Source organism: Sphingopyxis bauzanensis (assembly GCF_002205675.1).
Lineage (GTDB): Bacteria > Pseudomonadota > Alphaproteobacteria > Sphingomonadales > Sphingomonadaceae > Sphingopyxis > Sphingopyxis bauzanensis.
The window spans coordinates 715,974-736,546 of sequence record NZ_NISK01000003.1; the positions used below are offsets into that span (position 1 = coordinate 715,974).

Genomic DNA, 20,573 nt, shown 5'->3' on the forward strand with positions numbered 1-20,573 from the left:
CGTGGACGGCACCCAATGGTCATCAGGCGCGGACGAGGCGCGCGCGCAGCTGACGGCGGCGCTGACCGCGGTCGGGCGCGGCGACCGCGCGGCGCTCCGCCAGGTCTATGACATGACCGCCGCGAAACTATTTGGAATCTGCCTCCGTATCTGTGGGGAGAGGGCCAGCGCGGAGGATGTTTTGCAGACCGTCTATATCAAGGTGTGGGAGCGCGCGGGGCAGTTTGATGCTGCGCGTGCCAGCCCGATCACCTGGCTGGCGACGATCGCCCGCAATGGCGCGATCGACTGGCGGCGGTCGGTTTCCGGCCGGACGGTGCGCGACACTTTGCCCGAACAGGCCGCCTTTGCAGTGGCCGACGACAGCCCGCTCGCGGACCAGTCGCTGGTTGCGGCAGAGGAGGGCGAGCAGCTGCACCGCTGCCTGGGCGAACTCGAGGATCGGACCCGCTTGTGCATCCGCGCCGCCTTTTTCGATGGATCGACCTATGCCGAGCTTGCGACGCGCGAAAATGTCCCGTTGGGGACGATGAAAAGCTGGATACGGCGCGGGTTGCTGCGCCTGAAGGATTGTCTTGGCGATGGATGACCATCTGACGCCCACTGAAGAGCGCGACGCGCTCGCCGCCGAACTGGCGCTTGGCCTGCTCGAAGGGCAGACGCGCGCCGATGCGCTGCGGCTGTCGCTCAGCGATCCCGCCTTCGCGGCGCAGGTCGCGGCGTGGGAGGCGAAGCTGGCACCGCTGCATGACGAGTGGGCCGATGCGCAGCCCGGCGCCGCGGTGTGGAGCGGCATCGAGCGGCAGCTGGCGGATGCGCCCACCGACAAGGTTACCGCTATCGAAATGCGGTTGCGCCGCTGGCGCGCCGGGGCGCTGCTGTCGGGTGCGGTTGCGGCAGCGTTGGCTTTCGTGCTGATCACCCAGCCCGTGCCGACACCAACACCGGCCGCGCCGCAGCTCGCGGTTGCGCGGATCGAAAGCGATGCCGCGGGGCCGCTGGTGCTCGCGCGTTATAACCAGAGCAACGGTTTGATGCAGCTGCGCATCCATGGCTTCGAGCCCGGAACGCTGGCGCCCGAACTGTGGGTCATTCCCGAGGGCGGCACGCCCGTCTCGCTCGGGCAGATCGGTCATGCAGGCGAAGCCGAAATGACGATGCCGCCGCCGCACCGCCTGCTCATGACCGAAGGTGCGACGCTGGCGATCACGATGGAGCCGGTGTCGAAAACGCCGCATCCTGCGCCGAGCAGTGTCGCGGTGGCCTCGGGAAAAATCATCACAATCTGACGTTCCGTTGCATCCGAGCTGGGGGTGCCGCCGTAGCTGCGCCGCATTCCGCATTTCCGGGGTGCCAGAAACCAGAGGATTGTATGATGAAACTTTCCAAACTCTCCGCGTCGCTTGCTGCCTTGATGATGGTTGCCGGGGGCGGCGCCGCGCTAGCCAACCCAATGGTCGGCGGCGCCGCGATGTACGAAACCAAGAACATCGTCGAAAATGCCGTCAATTCAAAGGATCACACGACGCTGGTCGCCGCGGTGCAAGCGGCTGGCCTGGTCGACACGCTCGCCAGCCCCGGCCCGTTCACCGTGTTCGCACCGACTAACGCCGCGTTCGGCAAGCTGCCCGCGGGTACCGTCGATACGCTGCTGAAGCCCGAGAACAAGGGCATGCTGACCGCGGTGCTGACCTATCATGTCGTGCCCGGCACGCTGACCGCCGGCGATCTGGCCGCCAATGCGCAGGCTAATGGCGGCAAGGCCGTGCTGACGACGGTTCAGGGCGCCAAGCTCACCGTGTGGGGCAAGGATGGCAAATGGTATGTCACCGACGCCAAGGGCGGGAAGGCCGAGATCACCATCGCTGACGTCAAGCAGTCGAACGGCGTCATCCACGTCGTCGATGACGTGTTGCTGCCGGGCTGACCCCTTCGTCCGGTAACAGGTGCGGTCCGTCCACTTCCCTCCCGGGACGGGCCGCATTGCCGGACACCAATTAGATCAGTCGTCGAAGCCCACGAACCGCGCAGCTTCTGCGACGCTCTTGCGGTTCGACACCACCGCATTGGCGGAGAAATCTTCGTCGGGCCAGCCCATCGCGACGCAGATCATGATCACCTGATCGTCGGGAATTTTCGCATGCTCGCGCACCACCGGGCTTTGCATGATGCCCTGGCTGTTGATGACGCAACCCAGCCCGCGCGACCAGGCGGCGTTGACCAGCGCGTTGGTGACCGCGCCGCAATCGAAGGGCGCGATGTCGCTGCCGAGCAGGACGCGGTCGTAAGTGACGACGATGCTGACCGGCGCGTCGAACTGGCGAAACCCGCGCAACACCCAATCCTGTCGCCCGTCCTTGTCGTCGCGCGCGATCCCCATCGCGCCAAACAATTGTTTGGCGACTTCGATCTGCCGACCGCGATGTTCGTCGGGGACAAGGTTGAATGTCCGAAATTCGCGGCTGTCGGGTTTGCCCGCCAATATGCCGTCGGTGTTGCCACGGCGGATCGCGTCGAGCGGCTCACCGGTGACAACCGAGAAATTCCAGCACTGGTTGTTGTAGGACGAGGGCGCGCGCATAGCGACCTCGATGATCTCGGCGATCCGTTCCTTGGGGACCGGCTTGTCGAGGAAGCCGCGGATAGAGCGGCGTCCCAACACGACATCGTCAAAACCGATTGCCTGGCTCACGCCGCCTCGCGCAGTTCCAGCTCCAACCGGCCCCAGATTTCGACGAGCGCATCGGTGAGCTCACGCATCATCGCCTCGTCATGCGCCGGGCCGGGGGTGAAGCGCAGTCGTTCGGTACCGCGCGGCACGGTCGGGAAATTGATCGGTTGCACATAGACGCCATATTCGGCGAGCAGGATGTCACTGATCTTCTTGGCGCGCACCGGGTCGCCAACCATCAGCGGCACGATATGCGTCGTCGAATCCATCACCGGCAGTCCGGCGTTGTGGAAACAGGCCTTGAGATACGCGGCATTGGCCTGCTGTGCCTCGCGCTCGACGCTCGAGCTTTTGAGGTGGCGGACGCTGGCGAGCACCCCGGCGACGAGCACCGGCGACAGGCTGGTGGTGAAGATGAAACCCGGCGCATAGCTGCGGATGACGTCGATGATATTCTTGTCGGCGGCGATATAGCCGCCCATCACGCCGAACGCCTTGCCCAGCGTGCCCTCGATGATTGTGACCCGATCGGCAGCTTCGTCGCGGTCGGTGATGCCGCCGCCGCGCGGGCCGTACATGCCGACGGCGTGGACTTCGTCGCAATAGGTGAGGGCGTTATATTTGTCGGCGAGGTCGCAGATCGCGTGGATCGGGGCGACGTCGCCGTCCATCGAATAGACGCTTTCAAACGCAATCAGCTTCGCCGCTTCGGGATCGTCCTGCGCCATCAATTCTTCGAGATGCGCGAGGTCGTTGTGGCGCCACACGCGCTTTTCGCAGCCCGAATTGCGGATGCCCGCGATCATCGAGGCGTGGTTGAGCTCGTCCGAATAGATGATGCAGTTCGGCAGCAATTTGCCGAGCGTGCCGAGCGTCGCTTCGTTCGAGATATATCCGGAGGTGAACAGCAGTGCGCCGTCCTTGCCGTGCAGGTCGGCCAGTTCATGCTCGAGGTCGATGTGATAATGCGTGTTGCCGCCGATATTGCGCGTGCCGCCCGAACCGGCGCCGACATCGTGCAAAGCCGATTCCATTGCTTCGACGACCTTGGGGTGCTGGCCCATCGCCAGATAATCGTTCGAGCACCACACGGTGATCGGCTTGGGACCGTTATGGCCGGCAAAGCAGCGGGCGTTGGGGAACGAGCCGCGGTTACGCAGGATGTCGATAAAGACGCGATAGCGCCCCTCTTCGTGCAGCCGGTCGATCGCGCGAGCGAAGATATCGTTATAATTCACGTTCCAGCCCCGCAATCCAGGTGCCAAATCCAGGCATTTTTGCCGCTCGTTCAGGGCGGCTATTAACACGCGGGCCAATAACGGTGAATTGGGCTGAAATCCAGTGCGAACGATTCGCAAGTCATTGCGTCGATCAGTGTGATCAAATGCACCGGTATGTTGACCGTCAGCGGTTAAGCGGCGAACCCAAAGCTGTCAAAATGAGCAAGGACACGATGCGCGTCCCGCTTGTTGTCATATGGTCGATTGCCATTGAAATATCGGTGCTGGTCCCCGCGCCGGCGCCGGCACCGTTCGATGGGGCGTGGATGTCCTGCTAAACCTATCGCGGGGCCGCGATTTGCACGTACAAGTTGCTTGCCGCAACGCGGCAGTCGGGTTTGCGGCGTTCAGCGCTATTTTGCGACCAGCGCCTATTACGAGCAGCGGTTTGTCGGTTCTGTGACGGGCCATGTCGCGCAAGTCGAGAAGATCTGCGGTGACCTGGGATTGGAGACCGACACTTATTGCACGGGTCAAGTTGCACGGGTCAAGTGCCGCGCAATGCCGCGAAGATCGGGTGGGGCACGTCCAGCGAACGATTGTTCCAGTGCCGGGGCCGATTGTTCAGCACGTCGAGCGATGCCCGCGCCAGTTGTAAGGGCGCGACGTCCGGCATGGGAATGCCGCGCGTTCGCGGCCTGGGCAAGCAAGGACAGCATCCGGAAGATCGCGACTGGTTGGCGGCCTGCGCAGCGGGGCGCGAGTGATGCGTCAGATCGTCTCGATCCGGTCGATGCCATATGACGCCAGCGTCGCCAGCGGTGGCGGGGGGCGGTCGGCGCTGCGGGTAAACACCGCAAGACCGGGGGTTGCAGTCTTTGGCCATTGTTGGCCCTGCGTCAGGTCGGCGATCCGCCGCGCAATACCCTCGGCGCCATCGATTAGGGTCACGCCCGAACCCGCCGCGGCCTGTAATTCATCGGCCAGCAACGGGAAATGCGTGCAGGCGAGGACGATGACGTCAATTGCGGCGCCGCCCGGTTGATCGCGCAGGCCCGCAATGGCGCGCGCAATCACCGCGGGGTCGACCGGTTCGCCGCGCAGCTTCGCCTCGGCGCCGGTGACGAGGCCGGGGCTGCCGTGGCGTAGCACCGTCTTGCCGCCCGCGAACCGCGCGCTGAGGTCGTCGACATAGGGCTGGCGCACCGTCGCTTCGGTGCCGAGCACGCCGATGACGCCGCTTTTGGTGAGCTGGGCGGCAGGCTTGATCGCGGGGACGGTGCCGACGATCGGCAGGTCAAGTGCGGCGCGAACATGCGCAAGCGCGATCGTCGAGGCGGTGTTGCAGGCAATGACCGCGAGCCGCGGTTGATAGCGTTCGACAAGACGGCCGAGCAGCGCCGGGACGCGCGCCGCGAGCTCTGTCTCGCTTTTCTGGCCATAGGGCAGCCCGGCATAGTCGGCGGCATAGACGATCGGCGCGGTCGGCAGCAGCGCGCGCGTCGACCCGAGCACGGTGAGGCCGCCGAGGCCGGAGTCGAAGAACAGGATGGGGGCGTCGCGGGCGGGGTTCATGCGTCGCGACTAGCAGGGGGCAAGGCGGTGCTCAAATATATCTCGTCGCCCCCCGCGACGGCGGGGGCCGCTGGCAATCTTGCGCGAGGCCGAGGGCGGCCGCGTGCGGAGGCACGTGACTCTGAACCCCCTACGCGGGGGCGACGGTAATTGTCCATTCTGGAGATCAACCATACCGAATCCGTGTCGAGCGCGAATGAAGATGTCCGATTAATTGACACGACATATGTCCGATTGGTTTCATAGCGCGAGTGCAGCCTGCGGAGGGCTGGCGGAGGCGTAGCCGGAGCCGGTCCGGAGCGGGCTGCACTCGCGCGGATCGATTTGAACCTCGTCCTGGAGGGTGCCGTCGGGGCGATAGCCGCCGATTTTGCGCGGGCCGTGGAAGATGGCCAGGCAGTCATCGGGGTAGTGATGCACCCGGACGCGCATTTTGACATAGTGATGGCGAAAGGGGCTGGGCGGGATCTGCAAGATCATTCCCATGTAGCGCACGGTGTTATCGGCCCCCACCTGCCGGTCTTCCTGGACGCACAGGATATTGTCGATGTCGTAGCCGGGGATGGCTACGAAGGCCGACGCCTCCATCTCGGGCGCAACCGCGAACTGCGCGTTGTGACGGGGAAGATAGACCTCGGTGAGATAGTGGTTCGCCGCTGCCATATCGGCGATGCCCGCCAGCTTCAGCTCGTTGACCAACCGCCCCTGCAAGGTGCCGAATGCCCGCTCCGAACGCCCGCGCGCCTCGGGCGAATAGGCCGCGATATGATCGATGCCGAGTTGGCGGAGCGCTCGCCCAACCTCGGTCGGGCGCGACTTGTCGACCTTGCCGCCCGCTTCGGGCGTGAAGAAATAATGGCTGCCCCGGTCGGTGTACAAAGAGCAGAAAAGCCCGTGTTTTGCGATCGTCTCATGGATGCCGCGCAGGCTCGAGTTGGTCCCTTCCTGCTTGCAGAAGAACGCCGAGGTGATCTCGCTCGTCGCATCATCGAGCGTCACCACCAGGTCCGCATAGCCCTCGCCATACCAGCAGTGCGTGCTCGCGTCCTGATGGATCATCATCCCCCGCATCGGCTTGCGCGGGCGCTTGAGACGGTGCGTTCCACCACGCTTGACGGGCCTCACCAGGCCCGCACTCAACAGCGCCAGACGCGTCCAGGTATAGCCCCGGCGCAGGCTGTGATCGCGCCGCGCCAGCTCGTGAAAATGACGCATGTTAAATCCCGCATATCGATCTCGGTAAAGCTGCGTGAGCTCCTCGACTTCTGCATCCGCCGCCCGCTGCCGCGATACCTGCCCAACGCGGCGATCCCGCAATCCAGCAAACCCGTCCTCGTCATACCGGCTGCGCAGCCGCAGAAAATGACGTGGGCTACAACCCAGGATCATCGCCGCATCCGAACAACTCAGTCGCCCAGCCTCAACCGCAAGGTAAAGCTCCTCAAAGCGCTCCATCCGTATCGCCTCCGTCAATGCCCGATTGCGCCGCATCTGATGACTCCCTTCGCTCGGAGATCATCCAGACACCAAAATCGGACATATGACGCGTCAACTCATCGGACATACCTCGTGCGCACGACAAACCATACCGAATCCGTTGATTGCGCGCGCCAACTTCGCCACAATCGCCGCGAACGGAGCAATAATTGCCATGACGAATTTGTTGCTGATCGCCATGGGCTACTTGCTCGGCTCGATCCCCTTTGGCGTCATCCTGACCCGCCTGTTCGGCGCCGGCGACCTGCGCCAGATCGGGTCGGGCAATATCGGCGCCACCAATGTGCTGCGCACGGGGCGCAAGGGGCTGGCGGCGGCGACGCTAATCCTCGATGGCGCGAAGGGCGCGGTCGCGGTGATGCTGGCGCGGCATTTCGTGCCCGAACTCGGTGATCAGGGCGCGATGATCGCGGGCGCGGCGGCGATGATCGGCCATTGCTATCCGGTGTGGTTGAACTTCCGCGGCGGCAAAGGGGTCGCGACATTGCTCGGTCTCGCGCTCGCGCTGGCTTGGCCGATCGGGCTGGCCTTTGCCGCGGTGTGGATCGGCGCGGTGCTGTTGCTGCGCATCTCGTCGCTCGGCGGAATGCTGGGCGCGCTCGCGGCGCCGATTGCGGCGCTGGCGCTAGGCAATCGCGTTTATGCGATCGGTCTCGCAGGGCTGGCGGTCATCGTGCTGTGGCGGCACCGCGAGAATATCGCGCGGCTGCGGGCCGGGACCGAGCCGCGGATTGGCGGCAAGAAAGAGGTCGTGTGACGCACGCCGAACGGCTGGCGCGGCTGCGGCTGATCCGCACCCCGCATGTCGGCCCGGTCAGCTGGCACCAGCTGATGCAGCGGTTTGGATCGGGCGCGGCGGCGCTTGACGCGCTGCCCGATCTGGTGTTTCGCGGCGGGGCGGGGAAAGTGCGGATTGCCTCCGCCGACATTGCCGAGCGTGAATTGGTACGTGCCGCGGACCTCGGCGCGCGGCATATTTTCAGCGACGAGCCCGATTATTCGCCACTGCTGCGCGAGGGCGAGATCGACCTGCTCGGTCCCACCCCGGTGGCTGTAGATGAACTGGTACGGCAATCGGGGCAGGCGACGGCGACAGTGCAGCTTGTCCTGCTCGAACTCGAACTCGCGGGGCGCATCGAACGGCATGCCGGAGCCAAGATTTCTCTCGTGTGAGGCCGCGCACAGCGCCCTAATCCCCGGCAATCTAACCTTTCATCGCGGTTCAGCCACGGTTCAGCGGTCGAGCTTCAGTTTGATGATATTGTGTTACATCTCGGGGAGTGGGATGATGCGAAGCCGGTTACTGACAAGCGTGATTATGGTTGCGGTGCTGGCGTCCGCGCCCGGGCCGATGCCTTTTGCAGCGGCGCAGGCCAGATCGATTGCTGGTCAAGGTTTCTGCCGCACTGCCGTCCCCCTGCCACGCCTCGACGCCGAGGTTCAGCCACAACAACAGCAATCGAACGGAAGCGTCAAAACCGAAGGTGGGCGGAAGCGCGATCGCGACGTCGGCATGGCTCCGGAGCCGATGCCACCACCTCCACCGCCTCCTCCGCCTCCGCCTCCTCCGCCATCACCGATCACGGCGCCCTCTGCCTATGCCGACGCAAGCAGCGCGGCGGAAGCGGTGGTTACTGGCTCGCGCATTTCCTCATCGCCATCCGAATTGCCAAGGTCGGAGACGGCGATCGACGCATCGGGAGCGGAGCGGTCGGTCGCACCGCCAGTGCCTGGGTCGTCTGACGCGCGTATATTGTCGCCCTATCCACCGCGGCCCCATCCGCGTCCTCAACCGAAGTCGGGCACCTTGACCGCGGGCGAGCATGATGATTTGCTTAACCCGGAGTTATACGCCGCTTATGTGAACCGCAGCGGCGATCTGGGGCAGGAGGTGCGGAGCCTGCCGCGCGTCGACACGATGCGGGTGGTGACGGTGAAGGTCAACGACCGCAGCGGCCAGCCGATCCCCTTTGCCGACGTCGTCGTGACGTGCAGCGATGGCAACAGCATCACCATGGCGACGCAAGCCGACGGCCGCGCGGTGTTCTTCCCGGGGCTCGACCGGTTGAGCGAGCGGATCACCGTCACGGCGCGCAAGGCGGGACGGACGATCGCCGACGCGCGCCCGGTGCTGGTCGCCAACGCGGCGGGCGGCCAACTGGTCGGTCTGACCGCCAATCAGGCGGCGACGAAGGTAACCAAGCTCGACCTGATGCTGGTCGTCGACACCACGGGCAGCATGGGCGACGAGATCAACTATTTGCAGTCCGAACTTCGCTCAATCATCAGCGCGATCACCGCGAGGCACCATAACCTCGACATCCGGATCGGTTTCGTCTTCTACCGCGATCTCGGCGATGAATATGTCACCCGCACGGTCGTCTTCGATCGCGATGTCGGGCGGGTGCAGGGCGCCCTCGCACGGCAGAACGCCAATGGCGGCGGCGATTATCCCGAAGCGATGGATCAGGCGCTGATCCGTGCCGTGGGCCAGGACTGGCGCCCCGATGCGGTCAAGTCGCTGCTGCTCGTCGCCGACGCGCCGCCGCACGATCAGCTGTTCGGACGGACTTGGCAAGCCGCCGAAGCGGCGCGCGCCAAGCGCATCCACATCACCCCAGTCGCGGCATCGGGGGTCGCCGACAAGGCCGAATATTCGATGCGCGCGATGGCGGCAGCGACGCAGTCGCGCTATCTGTTCCTGACCGACGACAGCGGCGTTGGCAATCCGCACGCGCCGCCGGCGATCGACTGTTATCTGGTCACGAAGCTCGACGCGCTGGTGCGCCGCGTGATCGACAGCCAGATCAGTGGCCGCCGGATCGAGCCCGAGGATCAGGAAATCATCCGCAGCGTCGGCAAATATGACGCGGGCAAATGCAGCCTGCCCGCTGACTTTAAATGGCAGGATGGGTGACGCTTTGATCCTGATGGCGGGCGTCCTGATAATCTCTTGACGGAAGGATGGGACGCCCGCGACCCTCGCGCGCGGTCATGCGAGGGGGAGTTTCGGTCCATGCAATTTGATGGCAGCCTGCTGGTTCCGACGCTGCGGCGAAGCTTGGATATGGCGACTGCCATGCCGGGCACTGTCTTGGTCGCCTGGCTGGCAACCACCGTCACAGGAGTTGCTTCGGATGTTGCCTTTGACCGGATGGGTGACGTGGCGAGTTTCGTCCTGATTGTTTATGGCATTCTGATTACCTATGTTCAGGTGTGGATTACCCGTGAAGCATTTGAACAGGTCGGCGTCGCACCCGCCCTGCCACTCGCCAATTCGTTGAGTGTCTATCTGCAAGGCCTGTTGATCGGGCTTGGGATATTGCTGGGACTCGTCCTCCTCATCCTGCCGGGGTTCTATGTTTTCGCGCGGTGGTACCTTGCGAGCGCACTGCTCGTGCGCGATGGCGGGGGACGCCGGGCTGCGATGCAGCGTAGCTGGGAGATGTTGGCGGCGCACTGGCCCGCCGCGCTGGGAGTCGGGTTAATCCTTGGCGTTCTGTCTGTCGCGCCGCTGGTGGTGGGGGAGGTGGCCCCGACGCTGGCCGTCGAATATGGGTTTGGTTGGTTGGTCGCGACCAACCTTGTCGCAGCGGCGGGAATCGTGGGCGGCTATCTGGCCGCGGTGAGCCTGTTGCTGAACATCGAACAACCCGCTCACACCTTGCAAGAAATTTTCGGTTGACGCGGCGCGCAGCGACGCCACCCTCACGCGTACGTACGTAAGGGACAGCAAGGACTAAGGTTTTTCATGCAGTTGGTAATTGTGGAATCGCCTGCAAAGGCGAAGACGATCGAGAAATATTTGGGGCGCGATTTCAAGGTGCTGGCCTCCTATGGCCATGTCCGCGATCTGCCGCCCAAGGACGGGTCGGTCGATCCCGACGATGGCTTTGCGATGCAGTGGCTGCTGTATCCCGACAAGGCCAAGCGGATGAAGGAAATTCAGGACGCCGCCAAGGGTGCCGACCGTCTGATCCTCGCGACCGACCCTGATCGCGAAGGCGAGGCGATCAGCTGGCATGTGCAGGAATTGCTGCGCAGCAAAAAGGCGCTGCCGGCCACGGTCGATCGGGTGACGTTCAACGCGATCACCAAGGACGCGGTTTTGACCGCGATGGCGAGCCCGCGTGCGCTCGACGAGGATCTGATCGATGCCTATCGCGCCCGCCGCGCGCTCGATTATCTTGTCGGCTTCACCCTGTCGCCGGTGCTGTGGCGCAAGCTGCCCGGTGCCAAATCGGCGGGGCGTGTGCAGTCGGTGACGCTGCGGATGATCGTCGAGCGCGAGCGCGAGATCGAGGCCTTTGTTGCGCAGCAATATTGGTCGATCACGGGGCTGTTCGAAATGTCGGGAACGCCGTTCAAGGCGCGCCTCGCGCGCTGGCGCGGCGACAAGATCGAGCGGCTGACGATTACCAACGAGGTCGATGCGCGCGCCGCTGAGGCCGATGTGAAGGCGGGCCATTTCACCGTCGATCTGGTCGAAACCAAGCCGCTGACGCGCAACCCGCCGCCGCCGTTCACGACCTCGACCTTGCAGCAGGAAGCGGCGCGCAAGCTCGGCTTCTCGGCGAGCCACACGATGCGGATTGCGCAGGGGCTGTATGAGGACGGCGCTATCACCTATATGCGTACCGATGGCGTCCAGATGGACGGCAGCGCGATCAGCGCGGCCCGCAAGGCGATCGCGACCCGCTACGACGGCGGCTATGTGCCCGACCAGCCGCGGCAATATCAGACCAAGGCCAAAAATGCGCAGGAAGCGCATGAGGCGATCCGCCCGACCGACTTTTCCAAGGACAAGGTCGGCGGCGGCGATCATGCGCGGCTGTACGAGCTGATCTGGAAGCGCGCGATGGCCAGCCAGATGGCGTCGGCGCGGCTTGAGCGCACGAGCATCGACCTGACCGACGGCACCGGCAAGACGATGCTGCGCGCGACGGGGCAGGTGATCAAATTCCCCGGCTTCCTCGCGCTCTATGACGAAGGCCGTGACGACAGCGAAGACGAGGATGCGCGCCTGTTGCCCGTGATGTCCAAGGGCGACGCGCCGGCCAAGACCGGGGTCGAGACCGAAAGCCACGAGACCCAGCCGCCGCCGCGCTATTCGGAAGCGAGCCTGGTCAAGAAGATGGAAGAGCTCGGCATCGGGCGCCCGTCGACCTATGCCTCGATCCTTCAGGTGCTGAAGGACCGCGAATATGTGACAGTCGAGAAGAACCGTTTCAGTCCCGAAGAAAGCGGACGGCTGTTGACCGCCTTCCTCGAACGCTTCTTCACCCGCTATGTGCAATATGACTACACCGCCGGGCTTGAGGAAGAGCTCGACGATGTGTCGGGCGGTCGCGCCCAGTGGCAGGCGGTGCTCGAACGCTTCTGGCGCGACTTCAAGCCGCGCACCGGCGAGGTGATGGAGCAGAAGCCGTCGGAGATCACCGCGGAGCTCGATATCTTCCTCGGCCCCTATCTCTTCCCCGACAAGGGCGACGGGACAGACCCGCGGATTTGCCCCAATTGCGGTTCCGGAAAGCTGGCGCTGCGCGGCGGCAAGTTCGGGCCATTCATCGCGTGCAGCAACTATCCCGACTGCAAATTCACTCGCAAATTCGCGCAGCCGGGCGGCAGCGATGGCGCCGATACCGGACCGGAGACGATGGGCAACGATCCCGACAGCGGGTTGGAGGTCACCAAGCGCAGCGGGCGCTTCGGTCCGTACATCCAACTCGGCGACGGCAACGAGGCCAAGCGCTCGTCGATCCCCAAGGACATTCTGGGCGAGGATTTCGACCTAGACTATGCGCTCCGGCTGCTCAGCCTGCCGCGCGAGGTCGGGACGCATCCTGAAAGCGGCAAGGTGATCATGGCGGGGCTGGGCCGCTATGGCCCGTACCTCCTCCACGACGGCAAATATGCCAAGCTGACCGGCACCGCCGAGATCTTCGACATTGGCATGAATGCTGCGGTTGTCCGCATCGCTGAGGCAGCAGCGGGCGGCGGGCGCGGGCGGACCAAGGCCGAGCCGCTCAACACCTTCGGCCCGCACCCGACCAGCGGCGGCGAGATGAAGCTGATGGAAGGGCGCTTCGGTCCTTATGTCACCGATGGCACGACCAATGCCACGCTGCCCAAGAGCAGCGATCCGGCGACGCTGACGCTGGAGGAAGCAATCGTGCTGATCGATGCGCGCGCTGCCAAGGGGCCGGCGAAGGGGAAGAAGAAGGCGGCGCCCAAGAAGGCGGCGGCAAAAAAGGCGCCCGCGAAGAAGAAGGCTCCGGCGAAGAAGGCGGCTAGCTGAGCGCTCGATCGCGTCTTTCAGATCACCGCCATATTGTAGCAGTGCCAGCTGAAGATCGCGGCGGCGCCACGATGCGGGCGCCAGGCTTCGGCCAACGCGCGCGCGTCCTTTTCGGTTGGGCGCGCGCCCAGTTGCAGGATACGGCCTACCGCTTCCTGCACCGCCAGATCACCCGCGGGCCAGATGTCAGGACGGCCCTCAGCGAACAGCAGGTAGATTTCGGCGGACCAGCGGCCGATGCCTTTGACCTTGGTGAGCAGAGCAATCGCTTCCTCGTCGTCGGCGGGCAGCGCGTCGAATTGGAGTTCGCCGTCGAGGATGAGTTGTGCCAGGCTTTTGGCATAGCCCTGTTTCTGGCCGGAAAGACCGCAGGCGCGCAGCGTATCGAAATCGGCTGCTGCGACGACTTCGGCGGGGCAGCCTTCGCCAAATTGCGCCTCCAGTTTGTTCCAGATCGAGGTGGCGGCGGCGACGCTCACCTGCTGGCCGACGATGGTGCGGAGCAGGGTGGCGTAGCCCGGTGCGCGGATGCGTGGTTCGGGGTAGCCCGCGTTGCCGAGTGCGCGGGCGAAATTCGGATCGAATGCCGCCAGCGCGTCAATTCCCGCGTTCAGCTGCTGCTGGGTCAGGCCCATTTCATATTCCCCTTTTGTTCCGCCGCCTGTCACTAGCAGTGCTTGATTTGCCGCGCAACGCGCGACATAGCGCCAGCAACATCGAAGATATGGGGACTAGCATGGCCAAGCTGATTGTCGTGACGCGTGACGGAACCGAACATGAAATCGAAGGCGACACCAGCCTGACGGTGATGGAAAATATCCGCGACGCCGGGTTCGACGAACTGCTGGCGCTGTGCGGCGGTTGCTGTTCTTGCGCGACGTGCCACGTTCATGTCGAAGCAGGCGCGGCGTATCAGCTGCCCGCGATGAGCGAGGACGAAAACGACCTGCTCGATTCGACGACTGACCGTGATGCGGGCTCGCGCCTGTCGTGCCAGCTGCCGTTCAGCGAGGCGCTGGATGGGTTAAAGGTCAGGATCGCCGCGGAGGATTGAGCCCGACCGTCGCCCCAGCGAAAGCTGGGGCCGCCGCTATCGTCCATTCAGAATGCGAGCGATCCCAGCTTTGGCTGGGATGACAATCAGCTTTTTGCCGTCGCCACCGCATAAAGCGCGATCGCCGCGGCGTTCGAGATGTTCAGGCTCTCCATGCGCGGCGAGATCGGCAGCTTTGCCAGCACGTCGCAATGTTCCATCACATTGTGACGCATTCCGTCGCCTTCCGAGCCGAGCACCAGCGCCACGCGGCTGCCGTCAAGCGTCGAACCCAACGTCGTGTCGGTGTCGCCCATCAACCCAATGCGCCAATATTGCGCCTCGGCAATCTCCTCCAGCGCCCGAGAGAGGTTGACCACGCGCACCCACGGCACGATTTCGAGTGCCCCCGACGCCGAGCGCGCGATGACGCCGCTTTCCGGCGGGCTGTGACGGTCCTGGGTGATGATTGCTGCTGCGTCGAACGCCGCCGCCGAACGCAGCACCGCGCCGATATTTTGGGGGTCGGTGACCTGGTCGAGCACGATCAGCGGGCGCTTGCTATCGGCGTCGACTTCCTGTTGCAACAGGTCGCCAAGATAGATGTCTTCGAGCGGATCGACTTCGATCACCAGCCCCTGATGCGGCGCGTCGCGCGCGACCAGCCGCGCGAGATCGGTAACCTCGGCATAGCTGATCGGAATCACCGGTGGCAGGTCAAGCTGCCCCAGCGCTTCGCGCGTTCCCCAGATGCGTTTGACGGTGCGTTCGGGGTTGGCGAGCGCCGCCAGGACGGCGTGACGGCCCCAGAAACGGGTGGCCTGGCCGCGCTGGGCCTGGCCTTGCGGGCGACGGTGACGGGAAATCTGTCTCATAGCGCGCGCCTTTCCCATGACTGGCATTGACAGGCAAGCCTCGTTTCGCCATTGGACCGCTTCCCAAAGCGGACCCCATGGACAGGTGGCCGAGTGGTTAAAGGCAGCAGACTGTAAATCTGCCCGGGTTTCCGTACGCTGGTTCGAATCCAGCCCTGTCCACCACCCTGCGCACCAGTATTTCGCGCGACGAGCGCCACGGCGAGTTCTGACGATGGCCAAGGGAGAGCAGAGTACGCGGGAATTTGCCGACTGGTCGCTGGCCTGTTCGGGAACGTCGCTGTTTGTCGCACGCGAACTCGACCGGATAAGCGCAGCGATGGTCTCCGAACCGTATAATTCTAATCGCGATCTCCGGCGGCTGCTTGGGGAACTTGCTTTATAGGAAGCGCCGGATCCGCTCATCCCGAAGTCGGACCCCAAGCGGATTGTCTCCAACCGGCCAGAGTTGCTTGACGCTCTAATTTGATTCGAAATTGGATAATCTTTTTCTATTCCGAATCATAATCAGAGCCGTGTTTCCTGCTTCCTGCTCCAAGTCCTTACCGATCTTCTCCCGCCGGTTCGATGCCGAGCAGTTCGACGGTGAACAGCAACGTCGCGGCGCCGGGGATCGGGCCTTTGCCTTCGGCGCCATAAGCAAGCTGGTAGGGGATCGCGAGTTCGACCTTGTCGCCGACGCCCATCAGCGCGACGGCTTCTTGCCAGCCGGGGATGACGCGATTGAGCGGAAAGCTGGTCGGTTCGCCGCGATTGATCGAGCTGTCGAATTCCTGGCCATCGGCGAGGGTGCCGACATAGTGGACCGTCACGACGTCGGTCTGGCCGGGCCGCGTGCCGCTGCCATCGCCTGCGATGCGGCGCCAGCGCAGCCCGCTGGACGTTACCTGCCAGCCATCGGCGCCATGTCGCTCGGCGAGGGCGGCCATCTGGCGGTTCAGCCACGCGGTACCCTGGGTGGGTTCGGCGGCGAGCGCGGCGGGCAGGAAAAGGCCCAAGCTGGCGGCCGTTAGCAGCAGGCGATGGGATAGCGTTGCGGGCATATTCACTCCTGTAGTCATGCCGCCGCATAAACGCGGACGCGCGCAGGTGCGCAATCCCGATTCGACACAGCGCCGCGCGACGGCGCTCCGCTGACCCGTCCAATTAACGCGACGAATGCCGCGTCGACCGGGATCAATCGGCGCAGCCCGGTCGTTGTTCGGTTTCACCCCTTCTGCTCAATCGATGGAGAATGATATGCACATGGCCAAAAAGCTCGTGATCGCCCTGGCGGGAGCGTCCGCCGTCGTGGCGCCGGTCGCGGCGTCTGCCGCTGTTGGTGCGCGGGCCGCGTCGTCCGTCGCTGGCGAAAATAATCTCGAGGGTAATTCGAGTTGGATCATCGGTCTGGTCGGCCTTTTGGCCGGTGTTGCCGCGATGGTTCTGATCCTCGACGATGATGAAGATTCGCCGGTCAGTCCGTAATTGCCTTGATCGTCGTGGGGACGGGCGCGTACATTATTGGTGGACGCGCCGGTTCTTTTAATCCGTTGAAGGATACGGCGAAGCGCCCGCGATTTGCGTCAAGATGAACGACGCCGCCGATCTGCGACATTTTGCGACAAATTTGTGCCGATCCGGCAAGTAACTGGGACAAATGGCGCCTAGAACGTCTTCATCGGGATCCGGTCCTTCCCCCGGAACATCCCCTGAAGGAGTTCGTACCATGAACAAGAAAATCTCGCTCTTCGCATTGGGTGCCGCGTTGATCGCCGTCCCCGTCATCGCCGCTCCGGGCGGCGCCAAAGCCGACGGCGACGGCACGCTGACACGTACCGAAGCGCAGGCGCATGCCACGCAGATGTTTGCCAAGATGGACTTTAACAAGGACGGCAAGATCGACGCCGCCGACCGCACCTCCAAGCGCGCCGAGATGCAGGCCAAGAAGTTCGCCAGCCTCGACGCCGACGGCAATGGCAGCATCAGTCAGGCCGAATGGACCAACCAAGGTGCCAAACGCGCCGAGCGGGCTGAAAAGCGCGCCGCGGCTGGCGAAATGAGCGAAGGCAAACGCCACGCCATGCGCGGTCCCGGCAAACGCGGCGGCTATCGTGGCATGCACGGCGGCATGATGGGCAAGGCCGACACAAATGGCGACAAGGCGGTAAGTCAGGCCGAGTTCCAGACCGCTGCTCTTGCCCGCTTCGATGCGGCCGACGCCAACAAGGATGGTCGGGTGACCGCCGAAGAACGCAAGGCCCAGCGCGGCGAATGGCGCGCCAAGCGAGCGGCACCGGCTGCTCCGGCCAGCTAAGCATTTGGCAGGGATCGGTGGCGACGGGCAGGCTTGCTTCCCCCTCCTGGCATTGCCTTTGCCGCTGGTCCCTGCCAGCTATCGCCCATCGGTCCCGCGACCGGTGGGCGAACTAGCTTCCTTTTCGGATCGACAATGACCGACAGTAATAACCCTCGCATCCTACTGATCGACGACGAACCGTCGATCCGCGAGCCGTTGTCCGAATATCTGACCGCGCAGGGCTTTGCGGTGACTGCCGCCGCGAGTGCTGCCGAGGCGCGGTCGGTGCTGCGCGCGCAGTCGATCGACTTGGTTGTCAGCGACATCATGATGCCCGGCGAGGACGGCCTGTCGCTGACCCGCCATTTGCGCGAGAACAGCGCCATTCCTGTGATCCTGCTGACCGCGCGCGCCGAGGATACCGAGCGGATCATCGGGCTGGAGATCGGCGCCGACGATTATGTCGTCAAACCCTTCAATCCCCGCGAACTGGTGGCGCGGATCCGCACCGTGCTGCGCCGGACGCAGCAGGGAGGGCGGGCGCTTGATCCGGGCGGCACCAGCTATGCTTTTGCCGATTGGGTGCTTCGCGAGGTCGAGCGGGTGCTGGTCGATAACGAGGGCAATGAGGTCCCGCTGTCGTCGGGTGAATATCATTTGCTCCACGCGCTGGTGCGTCATCCACGGCAGGTGATGAGCCGCGACCGGCTTCTCGACCTCGTGCGCGGGCGAGAAGCCGAAATTTTCGATCGCGCGATCGACAATCTGGTCAGCCGCCTGCGCAAAAAGATCGAGGTCGATGCCGCGCACCCCCAGATCGTCAAGACGGTGTGGGGCGGTGGCTATACGCTGGCGTGCGAAGTCAAACGCATGGGACCGGTGGGATGAAACTGCGCTTGTGGCCCCGCAGCCTGATCGGCCAGCTTGTCCTTGCGGTGGCGGTGATGCTGTTCGTCGCGCAGGCGGTAAATTTTGCCCTGCTCGTGCGCGGCCAGAAACAGCAGACGCTGGCGCATGGCGGCGGCATGGCGGTGGCGCGTATCATCGATGCGGTCGATCGTGACCGGCGCGGCGATTTTCGGCGCGGTTCGCGTGAAGAGCGCAGCAGCCCGCACGAACGGGAGCGTGCGCAGAAACTCGTGATCTCGGACGTGCCAGTGCCCTTTCCAACCGGAGCTGTGCGCTTGCCCGACCTTGCCGATTATGTCGCCAATCTGCTGAGCGATGCCGATGTCGCCGCGCAGTCGGTTGATGCCTGGGCGCTGCCTCAGAAGCCGCGTCTGCGGGCGAACTTCCCTGGTCGGACCGTCATCGTTTCGGCGCAGATCGACGGTCGCTATTTCGCAGTGCGTAGCCGAATCCCGACCAGCGGCAACCGGCTGCAAGGCTTTCTCGTCTGGCAGACGCTGTCGCTTTACCTCTTGTTGCTCATTCCGATCATGGTCATCGCCTGGCGCGCCGCGGCGCCGCTGCGCGACCTGACCCGCGCGGCGCGCGCGAACCCGGCGCTGCGCGACGCCACCCCGCTCGATGAAGAAGGTCCGTCGGACGTCCGCGATCTGATCATCGCCTTCAATGCCTATCGCGGACGGATTGCGACGATGTTGTCGGACAAGGACCGGATGCTCGGCGCGGTCGGTCACGATCTGCGCACGCCGCTCGCCAGCCTGCGGGTACGCGTCGAGCAGGTCGAGGACGATGCACTGCGCGACAAGATGATCGACACGATCGAGGAAATGGCGGCGATGCTGACCGACATATTGGCGCTCGCGCGATCGGGGGCGGGGACCGAGGGGCGCGAGCCAGTCGCGTTGCGCGGACTGGTCGAGGAACTCGCCGCAGATTATCGTGAACGCGGCAAGGATGTGACCGTGGTCGCCGCGGTCGAAGCGGCCGTTATGGCGCGACCCTTGCTGCTCCGCCGCGCGCTGCGCAACCTGATCGACAATGCTGCGGCTTACGGCGCGCGCGCGCGCCTGTCGGTCGAGAGGAGGCAGGGCGAGGTGCGGATCATCGTGTCCGACGACGGACCCGGCCTGACCGACGAGCAGATCCGGACGCTGATTGAGCCGTTCGCGCGCGGCGAACAATCGCGCAATCGCGCGACAGGCGGTTCGGGGCTGGGGCTGTCGATCGCGCGCGATATCGCCGAGGGCGAGGGCGGGACATTGACGCTGAGCAATCGCGGCGGTGGGCTCGACGCTGTGATTATGTTGCCGACAACCTAATCGTCGCCCCCCGCGGAGGCGGGGGCCGTTATCGACCTTGGAACGGCTTTACCGCGTAAACCGCCAGTGGCCCTCGCCTCCGCGGGGGCAACGAAGATCACGCGTAAATCGCGATCGCCTGACTGCCGCTCAGCACCGGTTCGCCGGCGCGGTTCCACAGCATCATATCCTGCACCGACAGCCCGTGCCTGGCAAAACCGGTTTTCGCCGACAGCAGCCACCAGCCGTCGTCGGTTTTCGGATCGCCAGTCAGCATGTTGACCGTCCAATTCATAGAGCTGATCGGCCCGAATTCGCTGAACAGCGCCATCGCGGCGGGCGGCAGCGCGTCGCCCATTGCGAGCAGCGCGACCGCGGGGTGGCACGCCGGTTCCTCGACGAAGCGTACCCAGGTCAGATATTCGCCGACCTCGCTCTTCCACGCGAAGCGCGGGCCGGTAGTGGGGCGCATATCGAAATGGCGGACGAAAGACGGGCGCGCATGATGGTCGGGCACGGGTTCGAGCGTCTCTGGCGCGGGGCATTCGGGCATCGCTAGCCGGTTATGGTCGAGGTGGCTTTTGCGGTCGGGCGAAAAGGCGAACACCGCCGCGGTGCCAAAACCCGCGTCGCTCGATACCCCGGCCTCGACGAACAGCGAGGATTTCGACTGGCGGAGCACGCGCGAATTGACGGTGCAATCGCCGCCGACCGGGCCGACGAAGCTGATCTGCGCGTAGCGTAGCGCGGTGTCGGTCGGATGGAGCATCATTGTTCCCGCCAGCGCGACCGCCGAGCTGATCCCGCCATATGCGGTGCGGCCCTGCATCCAGCCGTCGTCGATATGCGCCTTCGCTACACCCTCTTCGGTGTGCAGCGTCGAAAGCAGCGCGTCGAGCGCGCTGGGAGAGGTCGACAT

At 64.3% G+C, this 20,573-nt stretch carries 22 protein-coding genes and 1 tRNA gene; 14 read left to right on the plus strand and 9 right to left on the minus strand.

The genetic code is table 11. The features are described from left to right. The first annotated feature begins 1 nt into the window (after position 1). From CDQ92_RS14820 to CDQ92_RS14830, 3 genes are all read left to right on the plus strand, one after another. On the plus strand, positions 2 to 589 hold the full coding sequence (locus CDQ92_RS14820) for a sigma-70 family RNA polymerase sigma factor (protein ID WP_229667372.1): 588 nt from the start codon (positions 2 to 4) through the stop codon (positions 587 to 589). Beyond that, entirely contained in the window at positions 582 to 1,289 is a 708-nt protein-coding gene (locus CDQ92_RS14825; protein ID WP_088442105.1) for an anti-sigma factor, read from the plus strand. Before CDQ92_RS14820 ends, CDQ92_RS14825 begins: the two co-directional genes overlap by 8 nt. An 86-nt stretch (positions 1,290 to 1,375) precedes the next feature. Next, complete coding sequence (locus CDQ92_RS14830) at positions 1,376 to 1,927, plus strand: fasciclin domain-containing protein (protein WP_088442283.1); 552 nt, start codon at positions 1,376 to 1,378, stop codon at positions 1,925 to 1,927. A gap of 75 nt (positions 1,928 to 2,002) precedes the next feature. Here the strand turns inward: CDQ92_RS14830 and CDQ92_RS14835 are convergent, their stop codons facing one another. From CDQ92_RS14835 to CDQ92_RS14850, 5 genes are all read right to left on the minus strand, one after another. Next, positions 2,003 to 2,692 (minus strand): nitroreductase, encoded by a 690-nt coding sequence (locus tag CDQ92_RS14835; RefSeq protein ID WP_088442106.1) that lies wholly within the window; start codon positions 2,690 to 2,692, stop codon positions 2,003 to 2,005. Then, on the minus strand, positions 2,689 to 3,909 hold the full coding sequence (hemA, locus tag CDQ92_RS14840; protein WP_088442107.1) for a 5-aminolevulinate synthase: 1,221 nt from the start codon (positions 3,907 to 3,909) through the stop codon (positions 2,689 to 2,691). Before hemA ends, CDQ92_RS14835 begins: the two co-directional genes overlap by 4 nt. A 529-nt stretch (positions 3,910 to 4,438) precedes the next feature. After that, positions 4,439 to 4,567 (minus strand): hypothetical protein, encoded by a 129-nt coding sequence (locus CDQ92_RS21835; protein ID WP_268239158.1) that lies wholly within the window; start codon positions 4,565 to 4,567, stop codon positions 4,439 to 4,441. A 95-nt stretch (positions 4,568 to 4,662) separates the two neighbouring features. After that, a complete protein-coding gene (gene murI, locus CDQ92_RS14845) occupies positions 4,663 to 5,466 on the minus strand; it encodes a glutamate racemase (protein WP_088442108.1) in 804 nt (267 codons plus the stop codon). 240 nt (positions 5,467 to 5,706) lie between these two features. Beyond that, positions 5,707 to 6,957: an ISNCY family transposase gene (locus CDQ92_RS14850; protein ID WP_201792036.1), complete on the minus strand. Its 1,251-nt coding sequence runs from the start codon at positions 6,955 to 6,957 to the stop codon at positions 5,707 to 5,709. 160 nt (positions 6,958 to 7,117) lie between these two features. On the opposite strand from CDQ92_RS14850, the gene plsY reads away from it, so the two are divergent. The 5 genes from plsY (at position 7,118) to topA (ending at position 13,261) form a co-directional block, all read left to right on the plus strand. Then, positions 7,118 to 7,720, plus strand: a complete 603-nt coding sequence (gene plsY / locus CDQ92_RS14855) for a glycerol-3-phosphate 1-O-acyltransferase PlsY (protein ID WP_088442285.1) — start codon at positions 7,118 to 7,120, stop codon at positions 7,718 to 7,720. Continuing rightward, positions 7,717 to 8,136: a DprA-like winged helix domain-containing protein gene (locus tag CDQ92_RS21195; RefSeq protein WP_158213865.1), complete on the plus strand. Its 420-nt coding sequence runs from the start codon at positions 7,717 to 7,719 to the stop codon at positions 8,134 to 8,136. Before plsY ends, CDQ92_RS21195 begins: the two co-directional genes overlap by 4 nt. Before the next feature lie 688 nt (positions 8,137 to 8,824). Then, positions 8,825 to 9,880 (plus strand): vWA domain-containing protein, encoded by a 1,056-nt coding sequence (locus CDQ92_RS14865; protein WP_229667401.1) that lies wholly within the window; start codon positions 8,825 to 8,827, stop codon positions 9,878 to 9,880. 99 nt (positions 9,881 to 9,979) lie between these two features. Then, positions 9,980 to 10,648 (plus strand): hypothetical protein, encoded by a 669-nt coding sequence (locus tag CDQ92_RS14870; protein WP_088442110.1) that lies wholly within the window; start codon positions 9,980 to 9,982, stop codon positions 10,646 to 10,648. Positions 10,649 to 10,714: 66 nt separating this feature from the next. Beyond that, positions 10,715 to 13,261: a type I DNA topoisomerase gene (gene topA, locus CDQ92_RS14875; protein ID WP_088442111.1), complete on the plus strand. Its 2,547-nt coding sequence runs from the start codon at positions 10,715 to 10,717 to the stop codon at positions 13,259 to 13,261. A gap of 17 nt (positions 13,262 to 13,278) precedes the next feature. Here the strand turns inward: topA and CDQ92_RS14880 are convergent, their stop codons facing one another. Beyond that, positions 13,279 to 13,896: a DNA-3-methyladenine glycosylase family protein gene (locus CDQ92_RS14880; protein WP_088442112.1), complete on the minus strand. Its 618-nt coding sequence runs from the start codon at positions 13,894 to 13,896 to the stop codon at positions 13,279 to 13,281. A 101-nt stretch (positions 13,897 to 13,997) separates the two neighbouring features. On the opposite strand from CDQ92_RS14880, the gene CDQ92_RS14885 reads away from it, so the two are divergent. Next, positions 13,998 to 14,315, plus strand: coding sequence for a 2Fe-2S iron-sulfur cluster-binding protein (locus tag CDQ92_RS14885; RefSeq protein ID WP_088442287.1), 318 nt, complete (start codon positions 13,998 to 14,000; stop codon positions 14,313 to 14,315). 86 nt (positions 14,316 to 14,401) lie between these two features. Here CDQ92_RS14885 and rlmB read toward each other — a convergent pair whose 3' ends face one another. Beyond that, a complete protein-coding gene (gene rlmB, locus CDQ92_RS14890; RefSeq protein ID WP_158213866.1) occupies positions 14,402 to 15,169 on the minus strand; it encodes a 23S rRNA (guanosine(2251)-2'-O)-methyltransferase RlmB in 768 nt (255 codons plus the stop codon). Positions 15,170 to 15,248: 79 nt separating this feature from the next. On the opposite strand from rlmB, the gene CDQ92_RS14895 reads away from it, so the two are divergent. Further along, positions 15,249 to 15,334, plus strand: a tRNA-Tyr gene (locus CDQ92_RS14895). A 377-nt stretch (positions 15,335 to 15,711) separates the two neighbouring features. Here CDQ92_RS14895 and CDQ92_RS14900 read toward each other — a convergent pair. Then, complete coding sequence (locus CDQ92_RS14900; RefSeq protein WP_229667403.1) at positions 15,712 to 16,230, minus strand: FKBP-type peptidyl-prolyl cis-trans isomerase; 519 nt, start codon at positions 16,228 to 16,230, stop codon at positions 15,712 to 15,714. A 178-nt stretch (positions 16,231 to 16,408) separates the two neighbouring features. Here CDQ92_RS14900 and CDQ92_RS14905 point away from each other — a divergent pair, with 178 nt between their 5' ends. From CDQ92_RS14905 to CDQ92_RS14920, 4 genes are all read left to right on the plus strand, one after another. Further along, a complete protein-coding gene (locus CDQ92_RS14905) occupies positions 16,409 to 16,636 on the plus strand; it encodes a hypothetical protein (RefSeq protein WP_144035796.1) in 228 nt (75 codons plus the stop codon). 241 nt (positions 16,637 to 16,877) lie between these two features. Continuing rightward, positions 16,878 to 17,465, plus strand: a complete 588-nt coding sequence (locus CDQ92_RS14910) for an EF-hand domain-containing protein (RefSeq protein ID WP_088442116.1) — start codon at positions 16,878 to 16,880, stop codon at positions 17,463 to 17,465. 135 nt (positions 17,466 to 17,600) lie between these two features. Beyond that, a complete protein-coding gene (locus tag CDQ92_RS14915) occupies positions 17,601 to 18,335 on the plus strand; it encodes a response regulator (protein ID WP_088442117.1) in 735 nt (244 codons plus the stop codon). Next, positions 18,332 to 19,675 (plus strand): sensor histidine kinase, encoded by a 1,344-nt coding sequence (locus CDQ92_RS14920; protein ID WP_088442118.1) that lies wholly within the window; start codon positions 18,332 to 18,334, stop codon positions 19,673 to 19,675. Before CDQ92_RS14915 ends, CDQ92_RS14920 begins: the two co-directional genes overlap by 4 nt. A gap of 97 nt (positions 19,676 to 19,772) precedes the next feature. Here CDQ92_RS14920 and CDQ92_RS14925 read toward each other — a convergent pair whose 3' ends face one another. Then, complete coding sequence (locus CDQ92_RS14925) at positions 19,773 to 20,573, minus strand: acyl-CoA thioesterase (protein WP_088442119.1); 801 nt, start codon at positions 20,571 to 20,573, stop codon at positions 19,773 to 19,775.

Coding starts and splice junctions, on each gene's coding strand:
- CDQ92_RS14825 (WP_088442105.1), top strand. CDS start 582: ATGGATGACCATCTGACGCCCACTGAAGAGCGCGACGCGCTCGCCGCC.
- CDQ92_RS14830 (WP_088442283.1), top strand. CDS start 1,376: ATGAAACTTTCCAAACTCTCCGCGTCGCTTGCTGCCTTGATGATGGTT.
- CDQ92_RS21835 (WP_268239158.1), bottom strand. CDS start 4,567: ATGCCGGACGTCGCGCCCTTACAACTGGCGCGGGCATCGCTCGACGTG.
- murI (WP_088442108.1), bottom strand. CDS start 5,466: ATGAACCCCGCCCGCGACGCCCCCATCCTGTTCTTCGACTCCGGCCTC.
- CDQ92_RS14850 (WP_201792036.1), bottom strand. CDS start 6,957: ATGCGGCGCAATCGGGCATTGACGGAGGCGATACGGATGGAGCGCTTT.
- plsY (WP_088442285.1), top strand. CDS start 7,118: ATGACGAATTTGTTGCTGATCGCCATGGGCTACTTGCTCGGCTCGATC.
- CDQ92_RS14870 (WP_088442110.1), top strand. CDS start 9,980: ATGCAATTTGATGGCAGCCTGCTGGTTCCGACGCTGCGGCGAAGCTTG.
- topA (WP_088442111.1), top strand. CDS start 10,715: ATGCAGTTGGTAATTGTGGAATCGCCTGCAAAGGCGAAGACGATCGAG.
- CDQ92_RS14880 (WP_088442112.1), bottom strand. CDS start 13,896: ATGGGCCTGACCCAGCAGCAGCTGAACGCGGGAATTGACGCGCTGGCG.
- CDQ92_RS14885 (WP_088442287.1), top strand. CDS start 13,998: ATGGCCAAGCTGATTGTCGTGACGCGTGACGGAACCGAACATGAAATC.
- rlmB (WP_158213866.1), bottom strand. CDS start 15,169: ATGAGACAGATTTCCCGTCACCGTCGCCCGCAAGGCCAGGCCCAGCGC.
- CDQ92_RS14900 (WP_229667403.1), bottom strand. CDS start 16,230: ATGACTACAGGAGTGAATATGCCCGCAACGCTATCCCATCGCCTGCTG.
- CDQ92_RS14905 (WP_144035796.1), top strand. CDS start 16,409: ATGCACATGGCCAAAAAGCTCGTGATCGCCCTGGCGGGAGCGTCCGCC.
- CDQ92_RS14910 (WP_088442116.1), top strand. CDS start 16,878: ATGAACAAGAAAATCTCGCTCTTCGCATTGGGTGCCGCGTTGATCGCC.
- CDQ92_RS14915 (WP_088442117.1), top strand. CDS start 17,601: ATGACCGACAGTAATAACCCTCGCATCCTACTGATCGACGACGAACCG.
- CDQ92_RS14920 (WP_088442118.1), top strand. CDS start 18,332: ATGAAACTGCGCTTGTGGCCCCGCAGCCTGATCGGCCAGCTTGTCCTT.
- CDQ92_RS14925 (WP_088442119.1), bottom strand. CDS start 20,573: ATGTCGACCTCTCCCAGCGCGCTCGACGCGCTGCTTTCGACGCTGCAC.